This window comes from Chryseobacterium formosense (assembly GCF_900116415.1).
In the GTDB taxonomy this organism is placed as follows: domain Bacteria; phylum Bacteroidota; class Bacteroidia; order Flavobacteriales; family Weeksellaceae; genus Chryseobacterium; species Chryseobacterium formosense.
Genome location: NZ_FPAP01000001.1, coordinates 886,150 through 910,626, shown reverse-complemented (window position 1 = coordinate 910,626; position 24,477 = coordinate 886,150). Strand labels below are relative to the sequence as shown.

Genomic DNA, 24,477 nt, shown 5'->3' with positions numbered 1-24,477 from the left:
ATTTTTAAAATGAAAAAATCAGTATTCAATATAGCCGCTTTATTTTTGGGTGTGACTGCTTTTTCTCAAAATATCCAAACCGTTACCAATTCCAAAGGTCCGGTTTTGGGGTATTCTACAGATTCTGGAGTGAAAATCCTGACAGTCGGCGGAAATAAATTTAAAGATTTAAACAAAAACGGAAAGCTTGACAAATACGAAGACTGGAGACTTTCAGTTGACGAAAGAGCCAAAGATTTAGCTTCAAAAATGTCCGTTGAGCAGATTGCAGGATTAATGTTGTACAGTGGTCACCAATCGGTTCCGGCTCCTGCAGACGGTTTCAGAGCAGGAAAATACAACGGAATGTTTTACAAAGAAAGCGGTGCAAAAGCTTTTGATTTAACAGACCAGCAAAAGAAATTTTTAAAAGAAGATAATCTTCGTCACGTTTTGGTAACAACGGTAGAATCTCCGGAAATTGCCGCAAAATGGAGCAATAATATTCAGGCTTACATCGAAGGTTTGGGATTGGGAATTCCTGCCAACAACAGTACAGACCCTAGACATTCAGCAACTGTAACGGCAGAATTCAATGAAGGAGCTGGCGGACAGATTTCTCTTTGGCCGGACGGTTTGGCAATGGGCGCAACTTTCGACCCGGAATTGGTGAAGAAATTCGGAAATATCGCCGCTCAGGAATACAGAGCATTGGGAATTTCAACCGCCTTATCGCCTCAAATTGATTTGGGAACAGAACCTCGTTGGTACAGAATCGCTTACGTTTTCAGTGAAAGTCCAGAACTCACGGCAGATATGGCAAGAGGTTACATCGACGGTTTCCAGACAACAATTGGAAGCAAAAACGGCTGGGGAAACAAAAGCGTCAATGCAATGGTGAAACACTGGCCGGGAGGCGGACCTGAAGAAGGCGGTCGTGACGGTCACTGGGCAATGGGAAAATTTGCGGTTTATCCGGGAAATAATTTCCAGAATCACGTAAAACCTTTTACGGAAGGTGCTTTCAAATTAAATGGCGGAACCAAAGAAGCTTCTGCGGTAATGCCTTATTATACGATTAGTTTTAATCAGGATACAAAAAACGGAGAAAACGTTGGAAATGGCTACAGCAAATATTTAATCACCGATTTACTCCGTGGAAAATACAAATACGACGGCGTAGTCTGTACCGATTGGTTAATTACCGCAGATGAACCAAAATCTCCGGGAGGATTTGCCGGAAAACCTTGGGGAGCAGAAAAATTATCAATCGCTCAACGTCATTACAAAGTGTTAGAAGCCGGAGTTGACCAATTCGGAGGAAACAATGACAAAGCTCCTGTTTTGGAAGCCTATCAAATGGGCGTAAAGGAACACGGTGAAAAAGCGTATCGTACAAAATTTGAGCAGTCAGCGGTTCGTTTATTGAGAAATTTCTTCAGAACCGGATTGTTTGAAAATCCTTACGTTAACGTTGAAGAAACCAAGAAAATCGTTGGGAATCCTGAATTTATGAAAGTCGGTTACGAAGCTCAGATTAAATCTATCGTACTATTGAAAAACAAAGCCAATATTCTTCCGATTAAAGAAAGAAAAACGGCTTACATTCCGAAAAGATATTCTCCTGCAATCTTCAACTGGTGGGGAATTTACACCGCACCATCTTTGGAATATCCTGTCGATATCGAAAAAGTAAAGAAACATTTTAATGTGACAGACGACCCGGCAAAAGCTGATTTCGCATTGGTTTTCGTGAAAAGTCCGCACAGTGAAGAAGGCGGTTACAGCGACATCGACGCGAAAGAAGGCGGAAACGGTTATCTTCCGATTTCTCTTCAATATCAGACATACACGGCAACCGAAGCTCGTGAAAAAAGTATCGCAGCGGGAGACCCTGTTGTTGCACCAAATGTACACGACAGAACATTCAAAAACAAAACTTCCACAGCGACCAATTTCACAGATTTGTTAGCCATAGAAAATGCTTACAAAGCAATGAACGGAAAACCTGTCATTGTTTCTATCACCGCTTCTAAGCCGATGATTTTTAATGAATTTGAAAAACACGCCGATGCAATTCTGATGAATTTCAACGTGTCCAATCAGGCAGTTGTGGATATTGTGACCGGAAAATACGAACCTTCAGGATTGCTTCCCCTTCAGATGCCTGCGAATATGGCGACGGTTGAAAAGCAGAAAGAAGACGTTCCTTACGATATGGAAACACACAAAGATTCCGAAGGTCACAACTACGATTTCGGATACGGAATGAACTGGTCAGGTGTGATTAAAGATGCCAGAACTCAAAAATATCATAAGCAATAATTCATCAAAAATTAGTTACTTGATGTCTTGAGACCGGGCATTATGTTCGGTCTCATTTCTTTCAAAATAATATTTTGGGCAGCTATTTCCGCCTTCCGTTCCCGCTTTTTTGTCATTGCGAAGAAAGTGAGTCAACAAGTTGAACTTTTCAGCAATCGCAATAACAAAAAGAGCTCCACTCAAGTCGGGCTGCGTGAGATTCGCTGCTAAAATTATCGAGATAAATCAACAGCATTTTTGTCATTCCGTAGGAATCTCAGCAATGTTATTCTAAATACTTGGTCTAGATTCCTACGGAATGACAAACTAACTGTTATCTAATTGTTTGTCTTTGCTAAGTAGAACGCCTTTGCGAACTTAAAAACGTCGAATTGTATAAAAAATATTTGCGCTCTTTGCGTTAAAAAAATAGAATCAAAAAAAATCAAAATGAAAAAATTAATCATAGCAAGTGTATTTCTTTTAGGATTAAGCATAATCAATGCTCAAAAATCAATTCCATTATACAAAGGAAAAGCGCCGGGAACAGAAAACTGGACACAAAAAGAAGCGCAGCAATTTAATGAATTGTTCAAAACAGAAGTTGTTTTCAACGTAGCGCAACCTTCAATGTTATTATTCGAAGCCGATAAGGCTAAAGCCAACGGAACAGTTATCGTTGTCGCTCCGGGTGGTGGTTTTCAAAGTTTATCCATCAATCGAGAAGGAATTGATGTTGCTAAAAAATTGGCAGAAAACGGAATCACAGCAGTCGTTTTAAAATACAGATTATTGGAAACAAAATCCAACGACCCAGCCAAAGAAATGATGGAAGGCATCAAAGACCGAAAAGCATTTGACGCAAAAACAGCTCCAATTAAAGTAATGGCTGGAGAAGACATCAAAACGGCAATCTCTTACATCAGAACACACGCAAAGGAACTGAATATCAATCCTGAAAAATTGGGCGTTATTGGATTTTCTGCTGGAGCAAGTGTGATTTTAGAAAGCGTTCTTCACAGCAAAGATGCTTCAACGTCACCGAATTTTGCAGCCTCGATCTATGGCGGACCAAGTCAGGAGATTTTAGATACGCCGATTCCTTCAACGCCATTACCTTTATTCATTTGTGCTGCAAGTGATGACCAATTGAAACTCGCTCCAAAATCAGTTTTATTATACAACAAATGGCTTGAAGCAGGACAGCCAACCGAACTTCACATCTACGAAAAAGGTGGTCACGGTTTCGGAATGGGGAAACAGAATCTTCCTGTTGATAAATGGTCGGATGTGTATTTGGATTGGCTGAAATTCCACAAGTTCTTATAAACCTTAAAATAATTGTTGTCCGATAAAAATCATGAAAAATTGACGAACTCAATGTTTATAGGATAAATCAACAGGTCGCTCCTATGGAGCTTTGTTTTGGCACTACATTTTTTCTATTAACAGAAAGTCCCGATGGGAATAAATGCAGCTCCATTAGGAGCTAACTGATAATAGGAAGTCATTGTTTTTTGTAATTAAAGCTCCAGAGGAGCGACCTGTTAATTATATTTTAGTTTTTATCAGACAACAATGCTTAAAATTAATGTTAAAAAGCATTTGTGCCTTTTGTGGTTTAAAAATTCATTCAAATTAAATAATATAAAATAATTACATATGCAGAAGAATATATCAACGCTGATAGGACTTTCTCAAAAAGCAAAATATTCAGGATTATTTCTGGCTTTATTGGCTGCATCGCCGTTTGCGAATGCTCAGACTAAAAATGCAACGGTAACGGTTGACGGAAAAACGTTTAAAGATTCCAACAAAAATGGAAAATTAGATGTTTGGGAAGACACAAGACTTTCGGTTGATAAAAGAATCGATGCCATTATCAAGCAAATGACCAACGAAGAAAAAGTAAATCTTCTCATTGGAACCGGAATGCCTGGAATTGAAGTGCTGACAGGTCCTGTCGGAGATTCAAAACAAGGTTTGGTTCCCGGAGCTGCGGGAGGAACAGATTCTTTCGACCGATTCGGGATTCCTGCAACGATTGTTGCAGACGGACCTGCAGGTTTGAGAATTCAGCCGACAAGAGATAATGATTCAAAATCCTATTATGCAACGGCTTTTCCTGTTGGGACAGCTTTGGCTTCAACCTGGAACAAAACTTTGTTGGAGCAGGTTGGAAAAGCAATGGGAAATGAAGTGAAAGAATATGGCGTCGATGTACTTCTAGCACCGGCCTTGAACATTCAGAGAAATCCATTGAACGGAAGAAACTTCGAATATTATTCGGAAGACCCATTAATTTCAGGGAAAACTGCAGTAGCCATCGTTAATGGAATTCAGTCTCAGGGTGTGGGAACTTCGATCAAACATTTCGCTGCGAATAACGAAGAAACCAACCGTTTGACTATCAATGCACACGTTTCTGAAAGAGCAATGAGAGAATTGTATTTGAGAAATTTCGAAATCGCTGTTAAAGAATCTCAGCCTTGGACAGTGATGTCATCTTACAACAAAGTGAACGGCGTTTATACTTCAGATTCAAAAGATCTGTTGACTCAGGTTTTGAGAAATGAATGGGGTTTCAAAGGAATTGTAATGACCGATTGGTTCGGCGGTTTTCCGGGATTTGAATCGATTAGAAGTGGAGGAATTTCTGACGTTGTAAAACAAATGAATGCAGGAAACGACCTCTTAATGCCAGGAATTCCGGCTCAGAAAAAAGTATTGTTGGCTGCTTTAGATTCAGGAAAATTATCTCAGGAAGTTGCAAATCTTAATGTGAAAAGAATCTTGGAATATGTTTTCAAAACACCGACTTTCGCACAGTACAAATACAGTGACAAGCCAAATCTAGCTGAACACGCAGAAGTAACGAGAAGCGCTGCAACAGAAGGAATGGTGTTACTTAAAAATGATAAAAATGCTTTGCCTTTTGCCGATAAACAGAAAGAAGTTTCTTTATTCGGAGTAACATCTTACGCCTGGATTACAGGCGGAACAGGAAGCGGAAGCGTGAACAACAAACACACGGTTTCTTTATTGGAAGGTTTAAATGCAGCTGGCTACAAATTAGACAAAGAGCTGGTTGATTTATATAAACCTCACGCTGAAAAAGAAGTCGCAGCCGAAAAAGAAAGAAGAAAAGCAAGAGGAATTTTAGCATTGCCTGAAAGACTTCCTGAAATGAAAATGGATGATCTATTCATTGCTAAAAAAGCAGAAACTTCAGAAATTGCTTTCGTTACTTTAGGAAGAAATTCCGGGGAAGGTGGAGACAGAGTTGTGGATAATGATTTCAATCTGGCAACAGAAGAAATCGAAATGCTGGATAAAATATCTAAAGCTTTCCACGCAAAAGGGAAAAAAGTAGTTGTAATCCTGAATATCGGAGGTGTAATTGAAACGGCTTCCTGGAAAGACAAAGTGGATGCCATTTTATTAGCTTGGCAACCTGGTCAGGAAGGCGGACATTCTGTTGCAGATGTAATCTCAGGAAAAGTAAATCCTTCAGGAAAACTGACTATGACTTTCCCTGTGAATTATACAGACCACGCTTCAGCAAAGAATTTCCCTGGAATTCCTGCGGATAATCCGAAAGATGTGACTTATCAAGAAGGTGTGTATGTTGGATATCGTTATTTTAATACATTTAATGTAAAACCTTCTTACGAATTTGGTTATGGGAAATCTTACACCGATTTTGATTACAGTAATTTAAAATTGAATTCTAAAACTTTTAATAATAAGTTAGAAGTTACAGTTGATGTAAAAAATACCGGAAAAGTTGCCGGAAAAGAAGTGGTAGAATTGTATCTATCAGCTCCGGGAAAAAATATCGACAAACCAAAATCTGAATTGAAAGCTTATGCAAAAACCAAAGAATTGAAACCGGGAGAATCTCAAACTATAACTTTAACGCTTAATCCGAAAGATTTAGCATCATTTGAAACTGCAAAATCAGCGTGGATTGCAGAAGCAGGAAATTATAAAATTTCTGTTGGAGCATCTTCTTTAGACATCAAACAAACGGCAGAATTCTCTGTTCCTAAAGAATTGGTGGTGGAGAAAGTTCAGCATATTTTGCCTGCTGATGAGAAGTTTGAGGATTTGAAACCTTAATCCAAAATATGTAAATACGCAATTTAGCACTACGTCAATTCGAGTGATTTTTGAAACGAAGTGGAAAAATTGTATCGAGAATGGGTCATGAAACAAAAAATTCTCGATACAAATTCTTTAAGAATTTTACTCGAATTGACGATTTACAATAAAGTGACAATTTTAGCCACAAATTTATTATCTCAAATTGAGATTTTATCATGAAAAGAGATTATATTTATCCTCTTTTTTAATTTAAATGAATGTTATGATCAATGAAGTAAAGACAAAAAGCAGGAATTATACAGTTCCGCTGATTACCATTACGCTTTTATTTTTTATGTGGGGATTCATCACCTGTATGAATGACATCCTGATTCCCTACCTGAAACAACTTTTCAACCTTACCTTCTTCGAATCGATGCTGGTGCAGTTCTGTTTCTTCGGAGCTTATTTTATCGGCTCACTCATTTACTTCCTGATTTCGATGATCGGTGAAGATCCAATCAACAAAGTAGGGTATAAGAAGGGAATTCTTTTTGGAATTTTTCTTGCAGCTTTCGGATGCATTCTGTTTTATCCGGCAGCAACCTCTTCTTCTTACGGATTGTTCTTAGGCGCTTTATTCGTTCTTGGATTAGGATTTACCGTTCTGCAAATTACTGCAAATGCGTATGTTTCTCTTTTAGGATCACCGGAATCTGCATCAAGCCGATTAAACATGACGCAGGCTTTCAATGCATTCGGAACAACCATTGCTCCGGTTTTGGGCGGACATTTAATCTTTGAATTTTTCTCCGCTGATGATGGTTCGTTCTCCGCAGTAGCGACGAGAATTCCGTACCTCATCTTTGCAGCAATTTTACTTTTGGTAGCTTTATTAATTTCTCAGGTAAAACTTCCTTCTTTCCAGAGTGAGGAAGAGGAAGCAGTAAAAGGTTTGGGTGCACTTCAGTATCCGCATCTTTTATTTGGAGTATTTGCGATGTTCTGTTATGTAGGTGGGGAAGTAGCAGTAGGAAGTTTTATCATCAGCTTTCTTGAGCAACCACAGATCATGAATCTGAATGAAACCGTAAGTAAAAACTACCTTTCCCTCTATTGGGGCGGTGCGATGATCGGAAGATTTTTAGGAGCGATTTCTCTGAATCAATCCATCAGTCAGACCAAAAAAGCAATCTATATGTTGGGAGCTGCAGCCGCAGTTTTCTTGGTGATTTTCAGTATTGTTGATTTGACTTTCTCACAGATTTCTTTCTTCCTTGTATTTATTGTTTTGAATTTCGTGGCATTCTTTGTCGGGAAATCTGCTCCGGCAAGAACGTTATCGATCTTTGCTTTCATCAATGTATTATTACTGATTTCTGCGATGATGAATCAGGGTGAACTGGCGATGTACAGCATTTTAGGAATCGGAATTTTCAACTCGATTATGTTCTCTAATATTTATACGTTGGCCATTTCAGGATTAGGAAAATACACCAGTCAGGGTTCGTCATTAGTCGTAATGGCGATTTTGGGAGGTGCGATTGTTCCTATTTTCCAGGGTTATCTGGCGGATATTTTTGGCGTACAGAAATCGTTTATTATCCCTGTGTTCTGCTATGCAGCGATCTTAATTTTTGGGGCATATTGTACCAAATATTTGGGGCATGTGAAACAGGATGCGGATGCGAAATCGGGACATTAATATTTTTGATTTCATATGGAAAAACCTGCGTTGAGCAGGTTTTTTTTGATTATAAAGTAAAGGATCAAGAAAATTCACATCATTAGTGAAAAAAACAATTTAATTTAATCTCACAGATAAACCACTATTAGGTCCTGCCGGTAAACCTAATATGGTATCAATTCCAATATTTTCTCTCAAATCTTTTAGTAAATCTTCTGGTAATATTTCTGAACCTATTTTATCCTCAGAATCAAGTCTTGGCTTATCCGAATGTCGAGCTCTATAAACAATTAATTTTTGTCCAGAAGCTATTGCCCTTTGAGCAAGTGCACGAATATAAAACCTATTAAATTCACTATCTGCTAATGTTATATTTGCTGTATCAGGTATTTTAGCAGATATTATTCCATTTTTCCCATTTCTAACTTCCTTATCAGCAAAACAATTGTTATCTTTAAGTGAAATGGCTAATGTATTTTCATTGCCGAATTCCGCTGCATCTAATAAAAGTTTGGTATAAAGTTTATTTCCATTATCATTAAATCTCTTACTTAAATACAATTTTTGGTTGTCTATATCATAATTAATTTCTGAAATCATTAAAGCTCTGGTTTCCTCATCTAAATTTTCAAATGTGAAGTTCATAATGTTATAAATTTTAAATTAGTTGTTATTAAATTAAACATAGAAGAATTATTATAAAGTCTAAATTTATTTAAACTTTATTTTCCATCATTACGGTTTCCCATAATCTCAAAAATAAATAATCAAAAATTCAAATCCCTCCGTATTTCTACGGAAAATTCAAACATTCAAAATGTTCTAAACCACACAATTCCTCCTGTTTCAAACAAACCGTTGATAACCAAACAACTTTTACTTTGTTTTCCGCAAACTATTTGAAACAAAACATAATTGGCAGAAGTCTCCCGCAATATATTGGAGACAAATCAATATATTCACATTCAAAATTCCCCTCCATTGGAGGGGTGGATTAATTTTCAAAGAAAATTAAGACGGGGTGGTTGAGCAACACATCATCATTTGCACACATTAAATAATTTTTACAATTTTGTCGTCATTCAAAACTAATTACCATTCATTGATGATTATAAAAACTCTATTTTTTAAAACTCAGCTTATTGCAGGCTTGTCGATGGCTGTATTAAACTTTGCACAGAATGCTCCGGTTTCCATCAACAAAGATTTTAAGCTGAACACCCATTATATGACCCCGGAAAATAATTTTGCAAAAGCCGGGGTTGAAGTAAAGGATGGATACATTATTTCCGGACAGAACTTCGTACAGGAAGGTAATGCAGAATACAATTCAGCCATCATTAAAATTGATAAAAACGGAAAGCTGATCAGGAAAACTGTTCTCGGAGATAATAAAGATTTCGACAAAGAATCAGTAATGAAAACCGTTTACAGCATCAATAACAACAGATTGGTACAGTTGGGTTCTAAGAAGATCGACAAACGTTCTTATCTGTGGCTTCGTGAGGTGAATGACAATCTCGATGTGTTGCAGGATAAGGTTTACGAATCGGTTTCCGCAGCTGCAACTCACGATCCTGTTGTTTTTAATGTTCCGGACGGATTTTTTGTGGTCTCCGAATCTGCTTTTTCACGCGATTTTGAGATTAATCTGACCTTTATCTCTAATGATTTACAGAAAACTGATAATCACATCATAAGTTTTATAGAACCACCGTTTGATTTTTTTGGCAGGTTTGATTATTCCGCTTCTTTGGTAAACAACAAATTTTATCTCATCACCAACGGAGTAGACGAAAGAAATGCGCAGGACACTTCCAACAAATACAAAACCTACATCCTGGAATATGATCTCGCAACAAGAAAAGTGACAAAGCAAAAGAAAATTTCCGAAGCAGATTTCATGAGCAGAAAACTTCTCATCAATAAAGATCTCATTTATGTAGTAGGCGTAAAAGATACAGGCGAACCGATTTCAAATAAAACCGGCAGAAGAAATACGCTGGTGAAAGTTCTCAACATGAATTTCGACAAGGTGAAAGAATTTAATTATATTCCCAGTCCCGACAAAGGTAAATTTTCTGAACATCTTTATGACGCTGCCATCGTGAATGATGAACTGCATATCATTGGCGAAATGTACCGATCCGGAACATTCTCCAACGAATCTGTTTACCTGAAGTTTGATTTAAACGGAAAACTCCTGGATGACAGATTTCTGAAATACGGATCGATGTATTCTGAAAACAGGCTTATCAAAATTGTTCCTCTAAAAAATAACGAACTGATGCTTCTCGGAAAAGGTGAGGGTTGGAGAGTAATTATTAAATAAAAAACCATGAAATATTTACATATTGTACTTTTCATTTTTATCGGTATTCATGTGAATGCACAAACGCAAAAAAAGAATGCCATCGTAGACCAGAATTTGGTAAAATATCTTCTTTCAGCCAATGAAAACAACAGCATTGCTGTAGATTCCACGTATCAATCTATAAAGTTAGATGCCAATAAAGACGGAATTATTTCGGCTTATGAAGCAGAAAAGGTTGCGCAGCTTAATATCGAAAAAACATCTGTTTTAACGCTTAAAGGAATTGATATTTTTAAAAATCTGAAAATACTTTTAATAAAAGCAGAAACACTAAAAGACCTGAATGGAGTAGAGAACCTGAAAAAACTTGAGTATATCGATTGTTCGTTCAACAAATCATTAGGTCAGCTTTCATTTAAAAACCTTCCGAAACTTGAAACGATTGACTGTATGTGGTCGGGTCTTACCAAACTAGAACTTTCGGGTCTCCCTAAGTTGAAAAAGCTTCATTGCGGAACCAATGATCTGAAAACGCTGGATTTGTCACAACTGAGTTCACTTACCGATCTTATCTGTGAAAGCAATGGACTTACCGAACTTTCGATCAATCATCTCAAGAATCTAAAATTTTTACGCTGCGAAAATAATCTTCTCAGAAATCTTGATCTCAGCAATCTGAAAGAGCTTGAAAAGATACAATGTTCCTATAACGAATTGTCGCAGCTCAATTTTGAAAATTTTAAACAGCTTACCGATGTAGACTGCGCTTACAACAGAATTAAATATCTTAACATCAAAACCAACGGAAAACCTTTGACCAATTTAAGAATCGAAGGCAACAGATACATCAATACTTTTTGTTATAATGATTTTGATAAAGAAATAATCACCAGAAACAATAAAGAAAATATTAATCTCAGTACCTGTAAATAATAAAAAACGAGAAACCATTATTGATTTCTCGTTTTTTATTTGATAACATTAATCATCAAGATAAATTTCTTTTTGAGAACTCTTCGATTTCAGCAGCATAAAAGCTAAGCCTAATCCAAGTCCTGCAACCAAAGCAATTTTGGTTTTCTTTCCGGGAACAGGGAGAATAGTATCACCATAAATTTTGTGCGGTTCTGAAGACGGTTCAAGAACATTTCCTGAAGTTGGTTCGCCATTTTTTAATTTCATCATCACACGCATTCCTGCTGAAGCGGTATTGATGATAATTTTCGGAAACATTTCGTAAAGATTGACCAAAACTCTGGATCGTACATCGGGGAAAAGATCTTTCTGCGGCTCTTTTGCCAACTGTACAATTTTATCAGCTGTATCTCTCGGATCCGATGCAAATGGCGGAATTTTAAAATCCAAACCTGAAAACTTTGCAGAATGCGAATTTCCCGTTGATCTCTGAATCTGCGGATATAAATTGGCAATGTGAATATCCGGATAATCTGAAATTTCTCCATGAAGACATTCCATCATCCCACGGATTCCGAATTTGGTAGAAGAGTAGACTGCACTGTACGGAGCAGGCATAAAACCACCAATGGAAACATTATTGATTAAAATACCCTCGTTTTGCTCTTTAAAAAGCGGTAAAACCGAATATGCTCCGTGCATATACCCGAAAAGATTGGTTTTGATCACCTGCTCGTGAACTTCCATCGGAATTTCTTCAAACTTTCCGCTTGCCATGACTCCTGCATTATTTACCCAGATATCTATTCTTCCGAATTCTTTTACAGCAGCTTTTACAAGATGATCTACTTCTTCAGCTTTTGAAACATCGGTAGGAACTGCAATGGCATTCACACCTAATTCCTTACATATTTCTAAAGTTTCATCCAAAGCTTCCTGACCTCTCGCTGCGATAACAATATTGCAGCCTTCAAATGCAAAAGCTTCTACAGCAGCTCTTCCGACTCCGCTGCTTCCGCCTGTGACAACGACAGTTTTACCGCGAAGGCTTCTTTTTTCTAAACTGTTTTGTGATTTCATATGGTGTTATTTTATAGATTTGATATGAGTGTTGTTTATAACCTATCTATTTTTACACCAAATACAAGTTTTTGGATATTAATTTTAAATCAATTTATAAAAAAAGAAAAACACGGACATAATTACCCGTGTCTGATTTGAAATAATATTTAATGCGTGTTTTATCGGTATAAATCTAGTTCTAAGAAATTGTTTATCTTTTTAAGCTCTTCCTTACGACTTTTCTCTGTTTCTTTCATCATTTCCTCCGGGGTATAGCTTTTTCCTCCGAAAGAGAACGCAACCACTTTAGCACCACTTGCTGAAATGTTCATTTGCCTCATATCTTTCACGGGATCTTCCTTATATTCCTTCCAAAGCTTTCTGAATTTATCTTCAGATACAGGGATTTCGCGCGGTTTCATGCTTGAATATTCTTCTGTTGCTGTAATATTCTTTGTCGCAACAAGGTTGAATGAATGATCACCTTTAGAGTCCTCTATTTTCACGATAAGACCGGGAAGGCCGGAAAACTCATAAGGTCCATCCTGCAAAGGAATTTCCGGAGCAAACCAGGCTACCCAATTTCTTCCTCTCCATTTTGCTGTTGCTTTCTGAACATCATAGCCCAAAACTTGGCTTTTTTCATTAGAAATTTTCCACTCTATTTTTTTATCATTGGCAATGCCAAGCCTTGTAGAGCCAATACTTCTTTTCAGCATTATTTTATAATCAGGATATGATTTTGTGACTTCAAAGCTTATTTTGGGCTGCTTAAGATCTGTAAAATCAAAATGATTATTCTGTGTCACTTTAGCATTTTTAATTGTTGCAGTCATCACAGAATCATGCACATATCCCACCTGACTGTAAAATATTGAGCCTTTGGGAGAAGTAAGCAGAACCATATTTTCAGTTTCAGATTGATCTCTGTTCAGAGAATCCATTTTAAATCTGTACTCATAAATAAACTGCTTTGATTGTGCAAAACTTAAACCTGCCATTAAGAGTAACAGAAAACAAAATTTAATTTTCATATGATTGCTTATCTTAGAATGTAACACTTTCTTCTCTCATATTATAAATAATCACATGAGAATCTTCTTTTTTACCTGTTTTATGAACGGATTTTGCAGCAATAATCTTAAAGTTTTTAGGGCTGTAAATGGTGTAGGTTCCGTACTCTGCATTGTAAATTACCTTTTCTGCATTCTCAAAAGAAATATTATCATTTTTCATCATCACGTTTCCTTCGTAAATTGTGGTTTTGTCCTCTGAATTTTTTTTCGATTTATCAGATTTAAATGTAAATGATTTCATTACCCTTTTTTCCTGAGCAAAGGTGGTTTGAGAAACCAGCAAAAGCATAAAAACCCCTGAGATTGTAAAGAATCTTTTCATATATTCGAATTTTAATGAGACGAAAATACAGATAAATCTCTATACTGTGTGAAATTTATTATTTATTTAAGAATTCTAAGAATTTTTTAACTAAAAATCTATATCAAAACCTTCCAGTCTCATTTCGGATTTTTAATCTGCATGTTCTTTTTCAAACTCAATGAAGAAATATTATTCTCAAAAGTAAAAGGTACAGACTTCAACGTTTTATCTTTCTCCGGAATCAATACATTGAAATGCAGATGCTCACCCGAAACAAAACCAGTTGCTCCACTAAGACCTATTGGCTGATTTCTTTTCACTGAATCACCAACTTTTACTAAGCTTCCGTCTTTTTTTAAATGAACGTATTGCGTAAACAATCCACTATGAGGGTGATAAAGGGTAATATAATTCGCATAAGGCGTCCATTGCTTATCTTCTTTACCATATTTGTAATCTTTTATAACACCTACCACAAAACCATCATCTGCACTTGTAACCGTGTCGCCAATTTTCATGTCGAAATCTATGGCGTATCTGCTGTAATCGCTGTCATGACTAAAACCTCCGTTGTCAGATTGCATAATTCTATACATTTTACCTTTAGGAAAGGGTAGTGCAAGCTCATTCTGTTTTATAATTTTCTTGTCATCTCCAAAGGCGGAGATGAAGCTGAAATTAAATTTACCACCATCAAGCTTTTTTGCCGGTAATCTAAATTTTCCTTCTGAATTTTCGTTTATCGTTACTCTTATCGTATCATTAATAATATTTTCATCTTTTAAATAATCAGAAAAAATATTTACTCTAAGCGGAGCAAACAAAGGATTTCGAACAGTTAGCGTAATGCTATCATTATTGTATTTAAAATCATGATAATAAGAAAATTGGTAATATTTTTCTTTAGGTAATTCCTGCGCCTTGGTGAAAGAAAAAAATATGCTTATAAAAATAAACAGAACTTTACTAAACTTCATTTGCCTGTATTTATATCAAAAATAAAGAATTTATCACAAGTATTTGAAAATTAATAATTATACACCTTAGTTTTGGCTACAACAATCTTTGATTTGGGCACATTGTTCTTTTCACGATTTCCCAACTTTGTACTGTAAAAATTAATCAATTAAAATATTTAAAAAATGGACACACAAAAAGTATGGTTTGTAACCGGAGCATCAAAAGGTTTAGGTTTAACCTTAGTAAAAAGATTATTGAATGAAGGATATTCTGTAGCCGCAACTTCCAGAAACCTGTCAGAATTGAAATCTGCGGTAGGTTCTGAAAATGCATCATTTCTTCCTTTAGAGATGGATTTGATCAACGAAGCAAGTGTAGCAGAATCAATTAAAAAAACAGCAGATCATTTTGGGAAGATCGACATCATTGTCAACAACGCTGGTTACGGACAATTAGGGACTTTGGAAGAATTAACGGATGAAGAAAGCCGTAAAAACTTTGATACCAATGTTTTCGGTTCGTTGAACGTCATCAGAAAAGCAATGCCTTATTTGAGAGAACAAAAAAGTGGGCATATCATTAACATTGCTTCGATTGGCGGTCTTTCAGGTGATTTCCCGGGATGGGGAATTTATTGTGCCACCAAATTTGCCGTCGTTGGATTTACAGAATCTTTAGCTGTTGAAGCAAAAGAATTCGGCATCAACGCAACAGTAATTTATCCGGGATATTTCAGAACAGATTTCTTAACAGGCGGCTCTCTCCGAACTCCTGAAAATGAGATCGATGCTTACAAAACAGCAAGAGATGTTCAGGCTGCGCACGAAAAAGAGATCAACGGAAATCAGCCGGGAGATCCTGAAAAAGCTGCAAAAGCGATGATCGAGTTGGCGGCGATGGAAAATCCGCCGGTTCATTTGGTTTTAGGTTCGGATGCATTTCAGATGGCAAACAATAAACTAAGTGCTCTTCAGACTGAAATTTCTGATTTTAAAACTTTGAGTACATCTACAGATTATTAACTTTGTAAAGGCAACAGCAAGAAACTGTTGCCTTATTTTAAAATTATGGCAAACAGAAAATTATACAGCATTGATACGGTTTCTGAACTTCACAAAATTTCAGGATTGCCACAACCGCAACATCCGCTTATTAGTCTTGTTGATTACAGTCAGGTAGAATATCAGATTGAAGAATCGGAAATCAGCTGGATTCAGGATTTGTATTTTATCGGCTTCAAAAGAGATTTGCAGGGGAAACTTCACTACGGTCAAAGTCAGTACGATTTCGATGGTGGTTTGCTTTGCTTTATTGCACCAAGACAGCTCGTAAAAATGATTATTGAGAAATATGATAAGAAACCTTCCGGATATCTTCTCGCATTTCACCCAGATTTTATCTGGAATACACCTTTGGCAAAAACCATTCATCAGTATGAATTTTTCGGTTACGACGTGAACGAAGCTTTATTTCTTTCTGAAAAGGAAGAAGAAACCTTAATCGGACTTTTCAAAGGAATTGAAAAAGAATATCAATCCGGAATCGATCAGTTTACCCAGAATATTATTATTTCTCAGATTGAAGTTATTCTGAATTACTGTGAAAGATTTTATCAGCGTCAGTTTATTACCAGAAAGAAAAGCAATCACCAGATTTTGGATAAGCTTGAATTATTTCTTGAGCAATATTTCACGGGAGAAAAAATTATTAATAACGGACTTCCAACCGCACAATCAATCGCTGAACAACTGAATGTGTCAACGAATTATCTTAGCAGCTTACTAAAATCACTTACCGGACAGACAACGCAGCAGCACATTCACGGGAAACTGATCGAAAAAGCCAAAGAAAAACTTTCGACTACCGAGCTTACCGTCAGTGAAATTGCTTATGAACTGGGATTTGAGCACTCGCAGTCTTTCAGCAAATTGTTTAAATCTAAAACTGATATTTCGCCTTTGGAATTTAGGAAGTCTTTTAATTAAAATTAAAGATTTAATTTAATTGTTTATGTTTAAAAGGCCTTTCATGGAAAAAAACTATGGTATATAATTTATTTTTTAACTGTTCAGTTTCGGTCTATCCATCAACGAATACTTATATTTACCTAAATTTTAAATTCAATGAAAATAGAAATCTGGTCGGATGTGATGTGTCCGTTCTGTTATATAGGAAAAAAGAATTTTGAACAGGCTTTGGAAAATCTAGCGTTTAAAGATGAGGTAAAAATAGAGTGGAAGAGCTTTCAGCTTGATCCGACTTTGGACCAATCGAAAACTAAAACCACTGCAGAATATTTCAGAGAGAAAAAAGGTTTTCCTGAAGAACAGGCAAAACAGATGACCAACCAGGTAATACAGATGGGAAAAGCTTCAGGAATTGATTTTAATTTTGAAAAAGCTTTGATTACCAACACTTTTACGGCTCACAAACTTCTTCACTTAGCCAAAAAACACCATAAAGCTTCAGAAATGGAAGAGGAGCTATTCAAAGCTCATTTTCTGGATGGTAAAAATGTCGGCGATGTTGAAACTTTGGTTTCTTTGGCGGTCTCATTAGGAATTGATGCTGATGAAGCAAAAAATTCTTTAGAATCAGATCAATTTGATTACGAAATTAATCAGGATATTTTAGAAGCAAGGAATAAGGGAATTACAGGCGTTCCGTTTTTTATTCTGAATGGAAAATACGGAGTTTCCGGCGCTCAACCATCTGAAGTTTTCAAAAATGCATTGACCCAGACATACGAAGAAACGGTTGTTCCTTTTAAAGACCAGTCTCAGAATAATCTATCATGTGATGCAGACGGTTGTTCAATTTAACATAATATAATCCATGATTACATTAAATAAAGAATTGACCTATCCGATTTCAGAAACACTTTTTGTTTTTGCTTTGGATTATGAGGCCGGAAAAGTTTTTGATCACACCAGAAAATTAATTACAGGAATTGGAAAAGTAAATGCTGCCATCGAACTTACAAAAGCCATTCACGAAAAAAAACCAAAACTGATCGTCAATCTCGGTTCGGCAGGTGGAAATGGCTTTCAAAAAGGAGAGGTGATCTGCTGTACTCAGTTTATCCAGCGTGATATGGATGTAAGAGGTTTAGGTTTTAAAAAATTTGAAACACCACTTTCCGGAATTCCTGTTATTTTGGAAAACGGATTGAAAATGGATCATCTGAAAGAAGGAATTTGTGGAACAGGTGACAGTTTTGAGATGAATCACATCAATACAGAATACAACGTCATTGATATGGAAGCTTATTCTTTAGCCCTAATTGCAATGCAGGAAAAGATTCCTTTTCTGTGTTTAAAATATATTTCCGACGACGCAGGGAGTGACGCAGCGGATGATTGGTCGGTTCAGGTGCATTTGGCTTCTGAGGCTTTTAAACAAATATTATTTTCAGAGATTTAAATTAATCTTTAAAAAAAATTACAATATTTTAAGAAATTTTTAAAACAGAATTCAGAATTAAATAAATAGTTTTACTCATGAAAACTTCAACACAAATGAATCATGGAAAACGTTTCTGAAATTGCAGCTCATTTTGATTTCACTCAAACCAGAAAATCGAAACGATATCTTAATTCATTTTTTAATCAAAAGTCATTCAATAAAAATCAGACACTTTATGTGCAACAAAAACTAAAGCTATTTTTAGCGAATTTTGAAATTATTGAGTATTACAGAATTAACGAAAGTAAAATTAATGGGATTCAAAAGTTTCTGGATGAGTTCAATATCAATCAATATAATCTGATTTCAAGTTTAAAGTATAGAGAATATTTCAGAGAAATCAATACAAACATTTCTTTGTTGATCGACTTCTTTTATCATTTTGAATTGCTTTTAAGAAATTTCAAAATGAAGGAAATATGTCCGAAATTTTTTATAGAAATTGAAGAACAGATCCTTTTTATCAATTCATTATCAGTATATGAACAATATAACAAAGACCTCGATTTCAAGGAAAAGAAAAACTTTTTGAAGATTATAACACATGAAAATAAAAAGAAAAATTTTGAATCTTTCTGGAGTTTTTTCTACCTGTTTGATGTGTATTCGAGTATTGCAAAAGGAATTAAAATTAATAACTTAGTATTTCCTAAATTCAATTCTGAAAATGCTTTTAACATTGAGAATTTTTACCATTTAGATCTAAAAAATGCAGTTAAAAATACTTTACAGGTAGATTATAAAAATACGCTTGTTTTCACTGGAGCCAATATGTCGGGGAAATCTACAGCAATGAAGTCGATAAGCATTATTATTTTGTTAGCTCATCTGGGAATTGCTGTTCCAGCAGATTATTCTGATATCCCTTTTTATGATAGTATTTTCATGTATTTTTCAGTAAATGACAATCTGAAAGAAGGCTACAGTCATTTTGCTCAGGAAATTATGAATGTAAAAAATGTTTTATTAGAGCTAAAATCAAAAAACTGTTTCGTTGTTTTTGATGAAATTTTCAGCGGAACTAATATTAATGATGCAACTCAAATTACTGTAAAAACTGTAAATGGTTTTTCGAAATTTAAAAATTCAATGTTTATTTTTTCTACGCATTTAAATCTGATCGAAAATCATTTGATAACAAATAGAAATATTTTAATGTTGCATTTGGAATCTTTTTTAGAAAATAATAAGTTATCATTCACATATCAATTAAAGGAAGGTTGGTCTAAACTCGAAATTGGGAAAATTCTTTTTGATGAGTATGGTTTGAATAAATTATTGGATATGGAAGTTGATTATTAATGTTAAGTGATTTGAATAAATTTCAAAAGTTCAAAAAATATCCAATTTAACATAATATAAATTATAGGATTTTTTTATTACGCATAATAGGAGACTACTGGTCTCAATTTTTAGTCATTATAAATCAATTTTAACTAATTAATTATTTATTTGCTTAATCAAATTATTATGGAAATATTTCAAGCGATTCTCAAAGATTAGATTTCATAATTATATTTAAGGAGTTTAGAAATTTTCTGCATTCTAAAAATTTTCTAACTCAAAATGTTAATTTAGAATTTCCTTTAAATTGATAATATTTTAAACAAAAAAAATTTTAAGCGATTCTCAGCGATTAGGATTTTATTTAAACTATAATTATTTTAAAAACCTTTATCATTCAAATCACAATGATTAAATTAGCCAATACAAAGTTTAACATAATATTGAAATTATGAAAAAGTATATTGCAATCAGTGCATTATCTCTTGTATTAATGGACTGTAATAAAAAACCTGAACCTGTACCACCAGTGACAACCACAGATTCTACAGAAACTCCGACAGAAAAAGTTGTTGATACTTTAGGCGCCAAAACATTTTGCTATTTGGGTGTTACCGGAAAAGACAGCGTTTTTGTAAGTCTGGATGATAATTTGGGAACATTTTCCGGGAAAATGGCCTATAAAAATAGTGAAAAAGACAGTTCAAAAGGCGAATTATCCGGCTTCAAATCTGGTGATACACTCAAACTTACGTATGAATTTGCTTCCGAAGGAACCACCAGCAAAAGAGATATTTTCTTTATTCAAAAAGGAAATACTTTAACGGAAGGAATTGGAAATCAGAAAGATGAAAACGGAATAATACGTTATTCCGATGAAAAGAAAATTTCTTACAAGGACGGTCAGAAATTAGAATCTGCAGATTGCAAAACAATTGCAAATGCATTAAAATAATATTTAAATAATGCTTAAAATGCAGCTTCTGAAGCTGCATTTTTTTTTATAATTCACCTGTAAAAGTTTCGATAAATTCTTCAATAGCTTCATTTTGTGTATTCCATGAAGTAATTAAGCGAATTGCCGATAAATTTTCATCTACTTTTTTCCAGACATAAAATTCAAATTTTTCAGATAAAACTTCAATCATTCTATCCGTTAAAATCGGAAAAATCTGATTGGTATGCGTATCGGAAAGAAACTGCACTCCCCTTTCAGACAAAGCATTTTTAATCTTCATCGCCTGTTGATTGGCATTTTTAGCTAAATTAAAATAAAGATCGTTCTGCATCAGCTCTAAAAACTGAATTCCCAAAAGTCTGCCTTTTGCCAGCAATGCTCCTTTCTGTTTGATATTAAACGCAAAATCCTGCTGCAAATCTTTATTATTAATAACAATTGCTTCTCCCAATAAAGCTCCGTTTTTAGTTCCACCCAAATAAAAAACATCAGTTAATTCGGCAATGTCTTTTAAGGTTAAATCACTAATTTCAGAGGTTAAAGCGTGGCCTAATCTTGCCCCGTCCATAAAGAGATACAGATTATTTTCTTTGCAGAATCTTGAAAGATTTTCCAGTTCTTTCTTAGTATAAATCGTCCCCAATTCGGTCGAGTTTGAAATATAAACCAGCTTTGGCATTACCTGATGCGGAATATTTTTATGACTTTCCAAAACAGGAATAATGTCTGACGGATTTAGTTTTCCATCTTCTTTTTCTATGCTTAAAATTTTATGTCCGGTTGCTTCAATTGCTCCGGTTTCATTATTTAAAATATGTCCTGTTGCTGCAGAAATTACGCATTGATAAGGTCTTAAAATCGAAGAAATGACAATCAGATTTGCCTGAGTTCCTCCCGAAACAAAATATACTTCAGAATTCTGATTTTCAATTTTATTTTTAATTAAACTTTTAGCTTTCTGAGAATATTCATCATCGCCATAACCAGCCTGCTGATCAAGATTATTTCTAAGAAGAGATTCTAAAATCTGCGGATGACACCCTTCTGAATAATCGTTTTTAAAGGAAAATTTCATAAAGTAAAATTAAAAAAACTTAAACGAACAAGACCCATCTTTAAAAAATATTTTGTTAGATTTGTAATGAAAATCATCTAACATTTTGAAAACAACATTAACAGAAGAAAATTATCTGAAAGCTTTGTTTCATGTAGTTGACCATGAAGGAAAAGTGACAATTAACGAACTGAGCAAATTTCTCAATGTGAAAATGCCGAGCGTTAATAACATGATGAAGAAATTCGCAGATAAAAACTGGGTAATCTACGAAACCTATAAACCACTTAGAGTTACAGAAAAAGGCAGACGTGAAGCTGCTTTGGTTGTAAGAAAACACCGCCTTACCGAAATGTTTCTGGTAAAAAAAATGAATTTTGGCTGGGAAAATGTACATGAAATTGCAGAACAGCTTGAACATGTTCATTCACAGGTTTTTTTCGATAAAATGGATGAAATTTTAGATTATCCTAAGTTTGATCCTCATGGCGAACCGATTCCCGATAAAGACGGAAATATCATATCTCAGGATTTACAGAAATTAAGCAACTGTAAAGTTGGTGAAACGGTAGTTTTTGCTTCTGTTACTTTATCCGACGATGCTTTCCTGAATTATCTTACCGAAAGAAATCTTCTTTTAAATACTAAAATCAAGATTGTTAAGATTGAAGATTTTGATAAATCTGTTACGATAGAAATTTCAGGAAAGACTGAAATTTTAAGCAAAAAAGCAACGGAAAAGATTCTTGTAAAGCATTAATACAATAAAAAAGCGGATCAAAAACCCGCTTTAAAAATTATCATTTAAAAATTATTTCAAATATTTGGTGATCTCTTCGTCAGTAGGTTTTACCTTACTTACGAAACTGTCAATCAATTTACCGTTTTCATCTAATAAAAACTTTGTAAAATTCCACTGAATTTCGGTGTCTTTCACACCATTCAAACTTTTTTCTGAAAGGTATTTAAAAATTGGTGCTGTGTCTTCTCCTTTTACGGAAACTTTAGATGCTAACGGAAAAGTAACCCCGTAATTTTTCTGGCAGAATGCTCCGATTTCAACATTAGTTCCGGGTTCCTGACCTCCAAAATTGTTTGCAGGAAAACCTACTACAACAAGTTTGTCTTTGTATTCATTTGAAAGCTTTTCCAGATCTGCATATTGAGGGGTAAATCCGCACTCTGAAGCCGTGTTTACAATAAGAATTTTCTTGCCTTTATAATCTGCAAAATTGATGGTTTTGCCTTCTTCAAGCGCGTCTACTTTATAATCGTATATTGATTTTGACATAACTTTGTTTGTTTTTACTTTAGAAATTTCATTTTTTTTCTGTGCACAGCTGTTGAAAAATGCACCCAATGAAATCATCACTATGAAAATCTTTTTCATAAGAAATTTTTTATTAATTAAAATTTAAAACTGTTTGCCGGAAATACTTTATTGATTTCCACTTTATTCAGAAGCATCACATAATCACCATCTTTTTTGGCGCTCGAAGATTCTAATCTAAATGGCATCATCAAATTTCCTACCTTTTTGTAATCTGAATACGTTAAAGTTTCATCTTTTTTTATTTCTTTTAAAAGCATGAAAGATTTTGTATCGAAATAATAGTAATTTTTATTTACATTTTTAGTCAGTTCTACTTTGTGACAGTAGATCTCTCCTACTTTTTCTTTCCCTAAATATTTGGCTTCAAAACCTTTATTTTCCCAATCAATAAAATCATTATCAAAACTTTCTGATATATATTCCGGATAAACCTGAAGCTTATTGGTTGCATAATTCATCGCATAGCCTTTTGTACCGTCATAACCTTCAATAGCAGTATCTTTTCCACCCATTGTGATTACGGTTTTGGTTAAATTTGGCCTTTGCTGATATATTTTGATCGGATATTCGTCTTTAATTCCCAAAATTACTTTTCCCTGAAGTAATACTGAATTCAAAAGCTTCCAATTGGTTAATCCTCCCGATAATTCTATGTTTTTGTCGATAATTTCTTTAGCAGTCTGAGCGAAAGACAATTGCGAAATAATCAGAACGAAAACGATAAGTAATTTCTTCATTAAATCAATTTATAAATTCAAATATAAGCCTTTCTTGGAAAATGTAGCAATGTAGCAGTTTAACAGTGTAACAAAATATCACAATTTTGTAATGTATTTTTAAATCACAAACCTTTTACCTTTTTACTTTTGTCTTGGCTCTTTACAATAGCTTTCTCGCTTTCTCCAAATCTTCAGGTGTATCAATTCCTACTCCGATGAAATTGGTTTCAATTAATTTAATTTTCATTCCGTATTCCAGGTAACGGATGCATTCTATCTTTTCTGAAATCTCCAAAGGTTTCATTTCCAATTTTGAAAATTGAAGCAGAGCATGTTTTCTGAAAGCATAAACTCCGATGTGTTTAAAATAATCAATATCATAAGAAACTTCTCGGTGAAAAGGAATTACCGAACGGCTGAAATACAAGGCAAAACCATTGTTATCGGTAATTACTTTTACATTATTCGGGTTTTCAATTTCCTCTTTTTCGTGAAGTTTTATTTTTAAAGAAGCTAAGGAAATTTCCTGATTATCATCGGCTCTAAAAACTTCAATCAGCTGCTGTAAAGGTTCTAATTTTAAGAACGGTTCATCACCCTGAACATTGATGACAATATCACAGTCTATATTTTGTACCGCTTCTGCAATCCGGTCGCTTCCGGTTTCATGTTGACCGGTCATTACTGCTTTTCCGCCATGATTTTGAATTTCATTAAAGATAATCTCAGAATCTGTTGCGACAAAAACTTCATCGAAAAGACCGGTTTCCACAACATTTTGGTAGGTTGTTGTAATAACTGTTTTTTTACCTAAAACCTGCATCAGTTTTGCGGGAAAACGGCTGGCTTCATAACGCGCAGGAATAACAGCAATGATTTTCATTATTTAATTTTTCTTATTTATAATTAATTGTAGTTCTTCAACAGTGAATCTCACGCAGCCCGACTTGAACGGAGCTCTTTTTGCAGGAACGAAG

General features: G+C 34.9%; 22 protein-coding genes. 13 read left to right on the top strand and 9 right to left on the bottom strand.

The window, feature by feature from the left end; translation table 11 throughout:
* Nucleotides 1-9: 9 nt before the first annotated feature.
* From BM371_RS04265 to BM371_RS04250, 4 genes are all read left to right on the top strand, one after another.
* Complete coding sequence (locus BM371_RS04265) at nt 10-2,304, top strand: glycoside hydrolase family 3 protein (RefSeq protein WP_034676220.1); 2,295 nt, start codon at nt 10-12, stop codon at nt 2,302-2,304.
* A 429-nt stretch (nt 2,305-2,733) separates the two neighbouring features.
* Nucleotides 2,734-3,612: an alpha/beta hydrolase gene (locus tag BM371_RS04260; RefSeq protein ID WP_034676217.1), complete on the top strand. Its 879-nt coding sequence runs from the start codon at nt 2,734-2,736 to the stop codon at nt 3,610-3,612.
* 333 nt (nt 3,613-3,945) lie between these two features.
* On the top strand, nt 3,946-6,405 hold the full coding sequence (locus tag BM371_RS04255; protein ID WP_034676214.1) for a glycoside hydrolase family 3 N-terminal domain-containing protein: 2,460 nt from the start codon (nt 3,946-3,948) through the stop codon (nt 6,403-6,405).
* Between the two features lie 247 nt (nt 6,406-6,652).
* Nucleotides 6,653-8,074: a sugar MFS transporter gene (locus tag BM371_RS04250; protein WP_074958535.1), complete on the top strand. Its 1,422-nt coding sequence runs from the start codon at nt 6,653-6,655 to the stop codon at nt 8,072-8,074.
* Nucleotides 8,075-8,173: 99 nt separating this feature from the next.
* Here the strand turns inward: BM371_RS04250 and BM371_RS04245 are convergent, their stop codons facing one another.
* Entirely contained in the window at nt 8,174-8,701 is a 528-nt protein-coding gene (locus tag BM371_RS04245; RefSeq protein ID WP_034676209.1) for a hypothetical protein, read from the bottom strand.
* Between the two features lie 460 nt (nt 8,702-9,161).
* On the opposite strand from BM371_RS04245, the gene BM371_RS04240 reads away from it, so the two are divergent.
* Both BM371_RS04240 and BM371_RS04235 read left to right on the top strand, forming a co-directional pair.
* Nucleotides 9,162-10,388 carry a hypothetical protein gene (locus BM371_RS04240; RefSeq protein ID WP_034676207.1) on the top strand — a complete coding sequence of 409 codons (1,227 nt, stop codon included), beginning with the start codon at nt 9,162-9,164 and terminating at the stop codon, nt 10,386-10,388.
* A 6-nt stretch (nt 10,389-10,394) separates the two neighbouring features.
* Nucleotides 10,395-11,303, top strand: a complete 909-nt coding sequence (locus BM371_RS04235) for a leucine-rich repeat domain-containing protein (RefSeq protein ID WP_034676206.1) — start codon at nt 10,395-10,397, stop codon at nt 11,301-11,303.
* Between the two features lie 48 nt (nt 11,304-11,351).
* On the opposite strand, the gene BM371_RS04230 is transcribed toward BM371_RS04235, so the two are convergent.
* The 4 genes from BM371_RS04230 to BM371_RS04215 all read right to left on the bottom strand — a co-directional run bounded on the left by BM371_RS04230 (nt 11,352) and on the right by BM371_RS04215 (nt 14,704).
* Nucleotides 11,352-12,365, bottom strand: coding sequence for an SDR family NAD(P)-dependent oxidoreductase (locus BM371_RS04230; RefSeq protein ID WP_034676205.1), 1,014 nt, complete (start codon nt 12,363-12,365; stop codon nt 11,352-11,354).
* Between the two features lie 161 nt (nt 12,366-12,526).
* Nucleotides 12,527-13,381 carry a GLPGLI family protein gene (locus tag BM371_RS04225; protein ID WP_074958533.1) on the bottom strand — a complete coding sequence of 285 codons (855 nt, stop codon included), beginning with the start codon at nt 13,379-13,381 and terminating at the stop codon, nt 12,527-12,529.
* A gap of 13 nt (nt 13,382-13,394) precedes the next feature.
* The gene (locus tag BM371_RS04220) at nt 13,395-13,745 is read right to left on the bottom strand and encodes a hypothetical protein (protein ID WP_034676200.1); all 351 of its coding nucleotides are present in this window, start codon (nt 13,743-13,745) and stop codon (nt 13,395-13,397) included.
* A 119-nt stretch (nt 13,746-13,864) separates the two neighbouring features.
* Complete coding sequence (locus tag BM371_RS04215; protein ID WP_051882769.1) at nt 13,865-14,704, bottom strand: M23 family metallopeptidase; 840 nt, start codon at nt 14,702-14,704, stop codon at nt 13,865-13,867.
* A gap of 165 nt (nt 14,705-14,869) precedes the next feature.
* Between BM371_RS04215 and BM371_RS04210 the strand changes: the two genes are divergently transcribed.
* The 6 genes from BM371_RS04210 (at nt 14,870) to BM371_RS04185 (ending at nt 20,391) form a co-directional block, all read left to right on the top strand.
* The gene (locus BM371_RS04210; protein WP_034676198.1) at nt 14,870-15,709 is read left to right on the top strand and encodes an SDR family oxidoreductase; all 840 of its coding nucleotides are present in this window, start codon (nt 14,870-14,872) and stop codon (nt 15,707-15,709) included.
* Nucleotides 15,710-15,754: 45 nt separating this feature from the next.
* Nucleotides 15,755-16,672, top strand: a complete 918-nt coding sequence (locus BM371_RS04205; RefSeq protein ID WP_034677343.1) for a helix-turn-helix domain-containing protein — start codon at nt 15,755-15,757, stop codon at nt 16,670-16,672.
* A 138-nt stretch (nt 16,673-16,810) separates the two neighbouring features.
* Nucleotides 16,811-17,509, top strand: a complete 699-nt coding sequence (locus tag BM371_RS04200) for a DsbA family oxidoreductase (protein ID WP_034676197.1) — start codon at nt 16,811-16,813, stop codon at nt 17,507-17,509.
* A gap of 13 nt (nt 17,510-17,522) precedes the next feature.
* Nucleotides 17,523-18,110 carry a 5'-methylthioadenosine/S-adenosylhomocysteine nucleosidase family protein gene (locus BM371_RS04195; protein ID WP_034676195.1) on the top strand — a complete coding sequence of 196 codons (588 nt, stop codon included), beginning with the start codon at nt 17,523-17,525 and terminating at the stop codon, nt 18,108-18,110.
* A gap of 102 nt (nt 18,111-18,212) precedes the next feature.
* Nucleotides 18,213-19,454, top strand: coding sequence for a MutS-related protein (locus tag BM371_RS04190; RefSeq protein ID WP_034676193.1), 1,242 nt, complete (start codon nt 18,213-18,215; stop codon nt 19,452-19,454).
* A 433-nt stretch (nt 19,455-19,887) separates the two neighbouring features.
* Nucleotides 19,888-20,391 carry a hypothetical protein gene (locus BM371_RS04185; RefSeq protein WP_034676190.1) on the top strand — a complete coding sequence of 168 codons (504 nt, stop codon included), beginning with the start codon at nt 19,888-19,890 and terminating at the stop codon, nt 20,389-20,391.
* A gap of 46 nt (nt 20,392-20,437) precedes the next feature.
* On the opposite strand, the gene BM371_RS04180 is transcribed toward BM371_RS04185, so the two are convergent.
* On the bottom strand, nt 20,438-21,469 hold the full coding sequence (locus BM371_RS04180) for a threonine aldolase family protein (protein WP_034676187.1): 1,032 nt from the start codon (nt 21,467-21,469) through the stop codon (nt 20,438-20,440).
* Nucleotides 21,470-21,554: 85 nt separating this feature from the next.
* On the opposite strand from BM371_RS04180, the gene BM371_RS04175 reads away from it, so the two are divergent.
* A complete protein-coding gene (locus tag BM371_RS04175; RefSeq protein ID WP_034676184.1) occupies nt 21,555-22,208 on the top strand; it encodes a metal-dependent transcriptional regulator in 654 nt (217 codons plus the stop codon).
* 51 nt (nt 22,209-22,259) lie between these two features.
* Here the strand turns inward: BM371_RS04175 and BM371_RS04170 are convergent, their stop codons facing one another.
* The 3 genes from BM371_RS04170 to kdsB form a co-directional block, all read right to left on the bottom strand.
* Nucleotides 22,260-22,838, bottom strand: a complete 579-nt coding sequence (locus BM371_RS04170) for a glutathione peroxidase (RefSeq protein ID WP_034676181.1) — start codon at nt 22,836-22,838, stop codon at nt 22,260-22,262.
* 17 nt (nt 22,839-22,855) lie between these two features.
* Nucleotides 22,856-23,518: a hypothetical protein gene (locus BM371_RS04165; RefSeq protein WP_034676178.1), complete on the bottom strand. Its 663-nt coding sequence runs from the start codon at nt 23,516-23,518 to the stop codon at nt 22,856-22,858.
* Between the two features lie 142 nt (nt 23,519-23,660).
* Nucleotides 23,661-24,383 carry a 3-deoxy-manno-octulosonate cytidylyltransferase gene (gene kdsB / locus BM371_RS04160; protein ID WP_034676176.1) on the bottom strand — a complete coding sequence of 241 codons (723 nt, stop codon included), beginning with the start codon at nt 24,381-24,383 and terminating at the stop codon, nt 23,661-23,663.
* Nucleotides 24,384-24,477 lie beyond the last annotated feature (94 nt).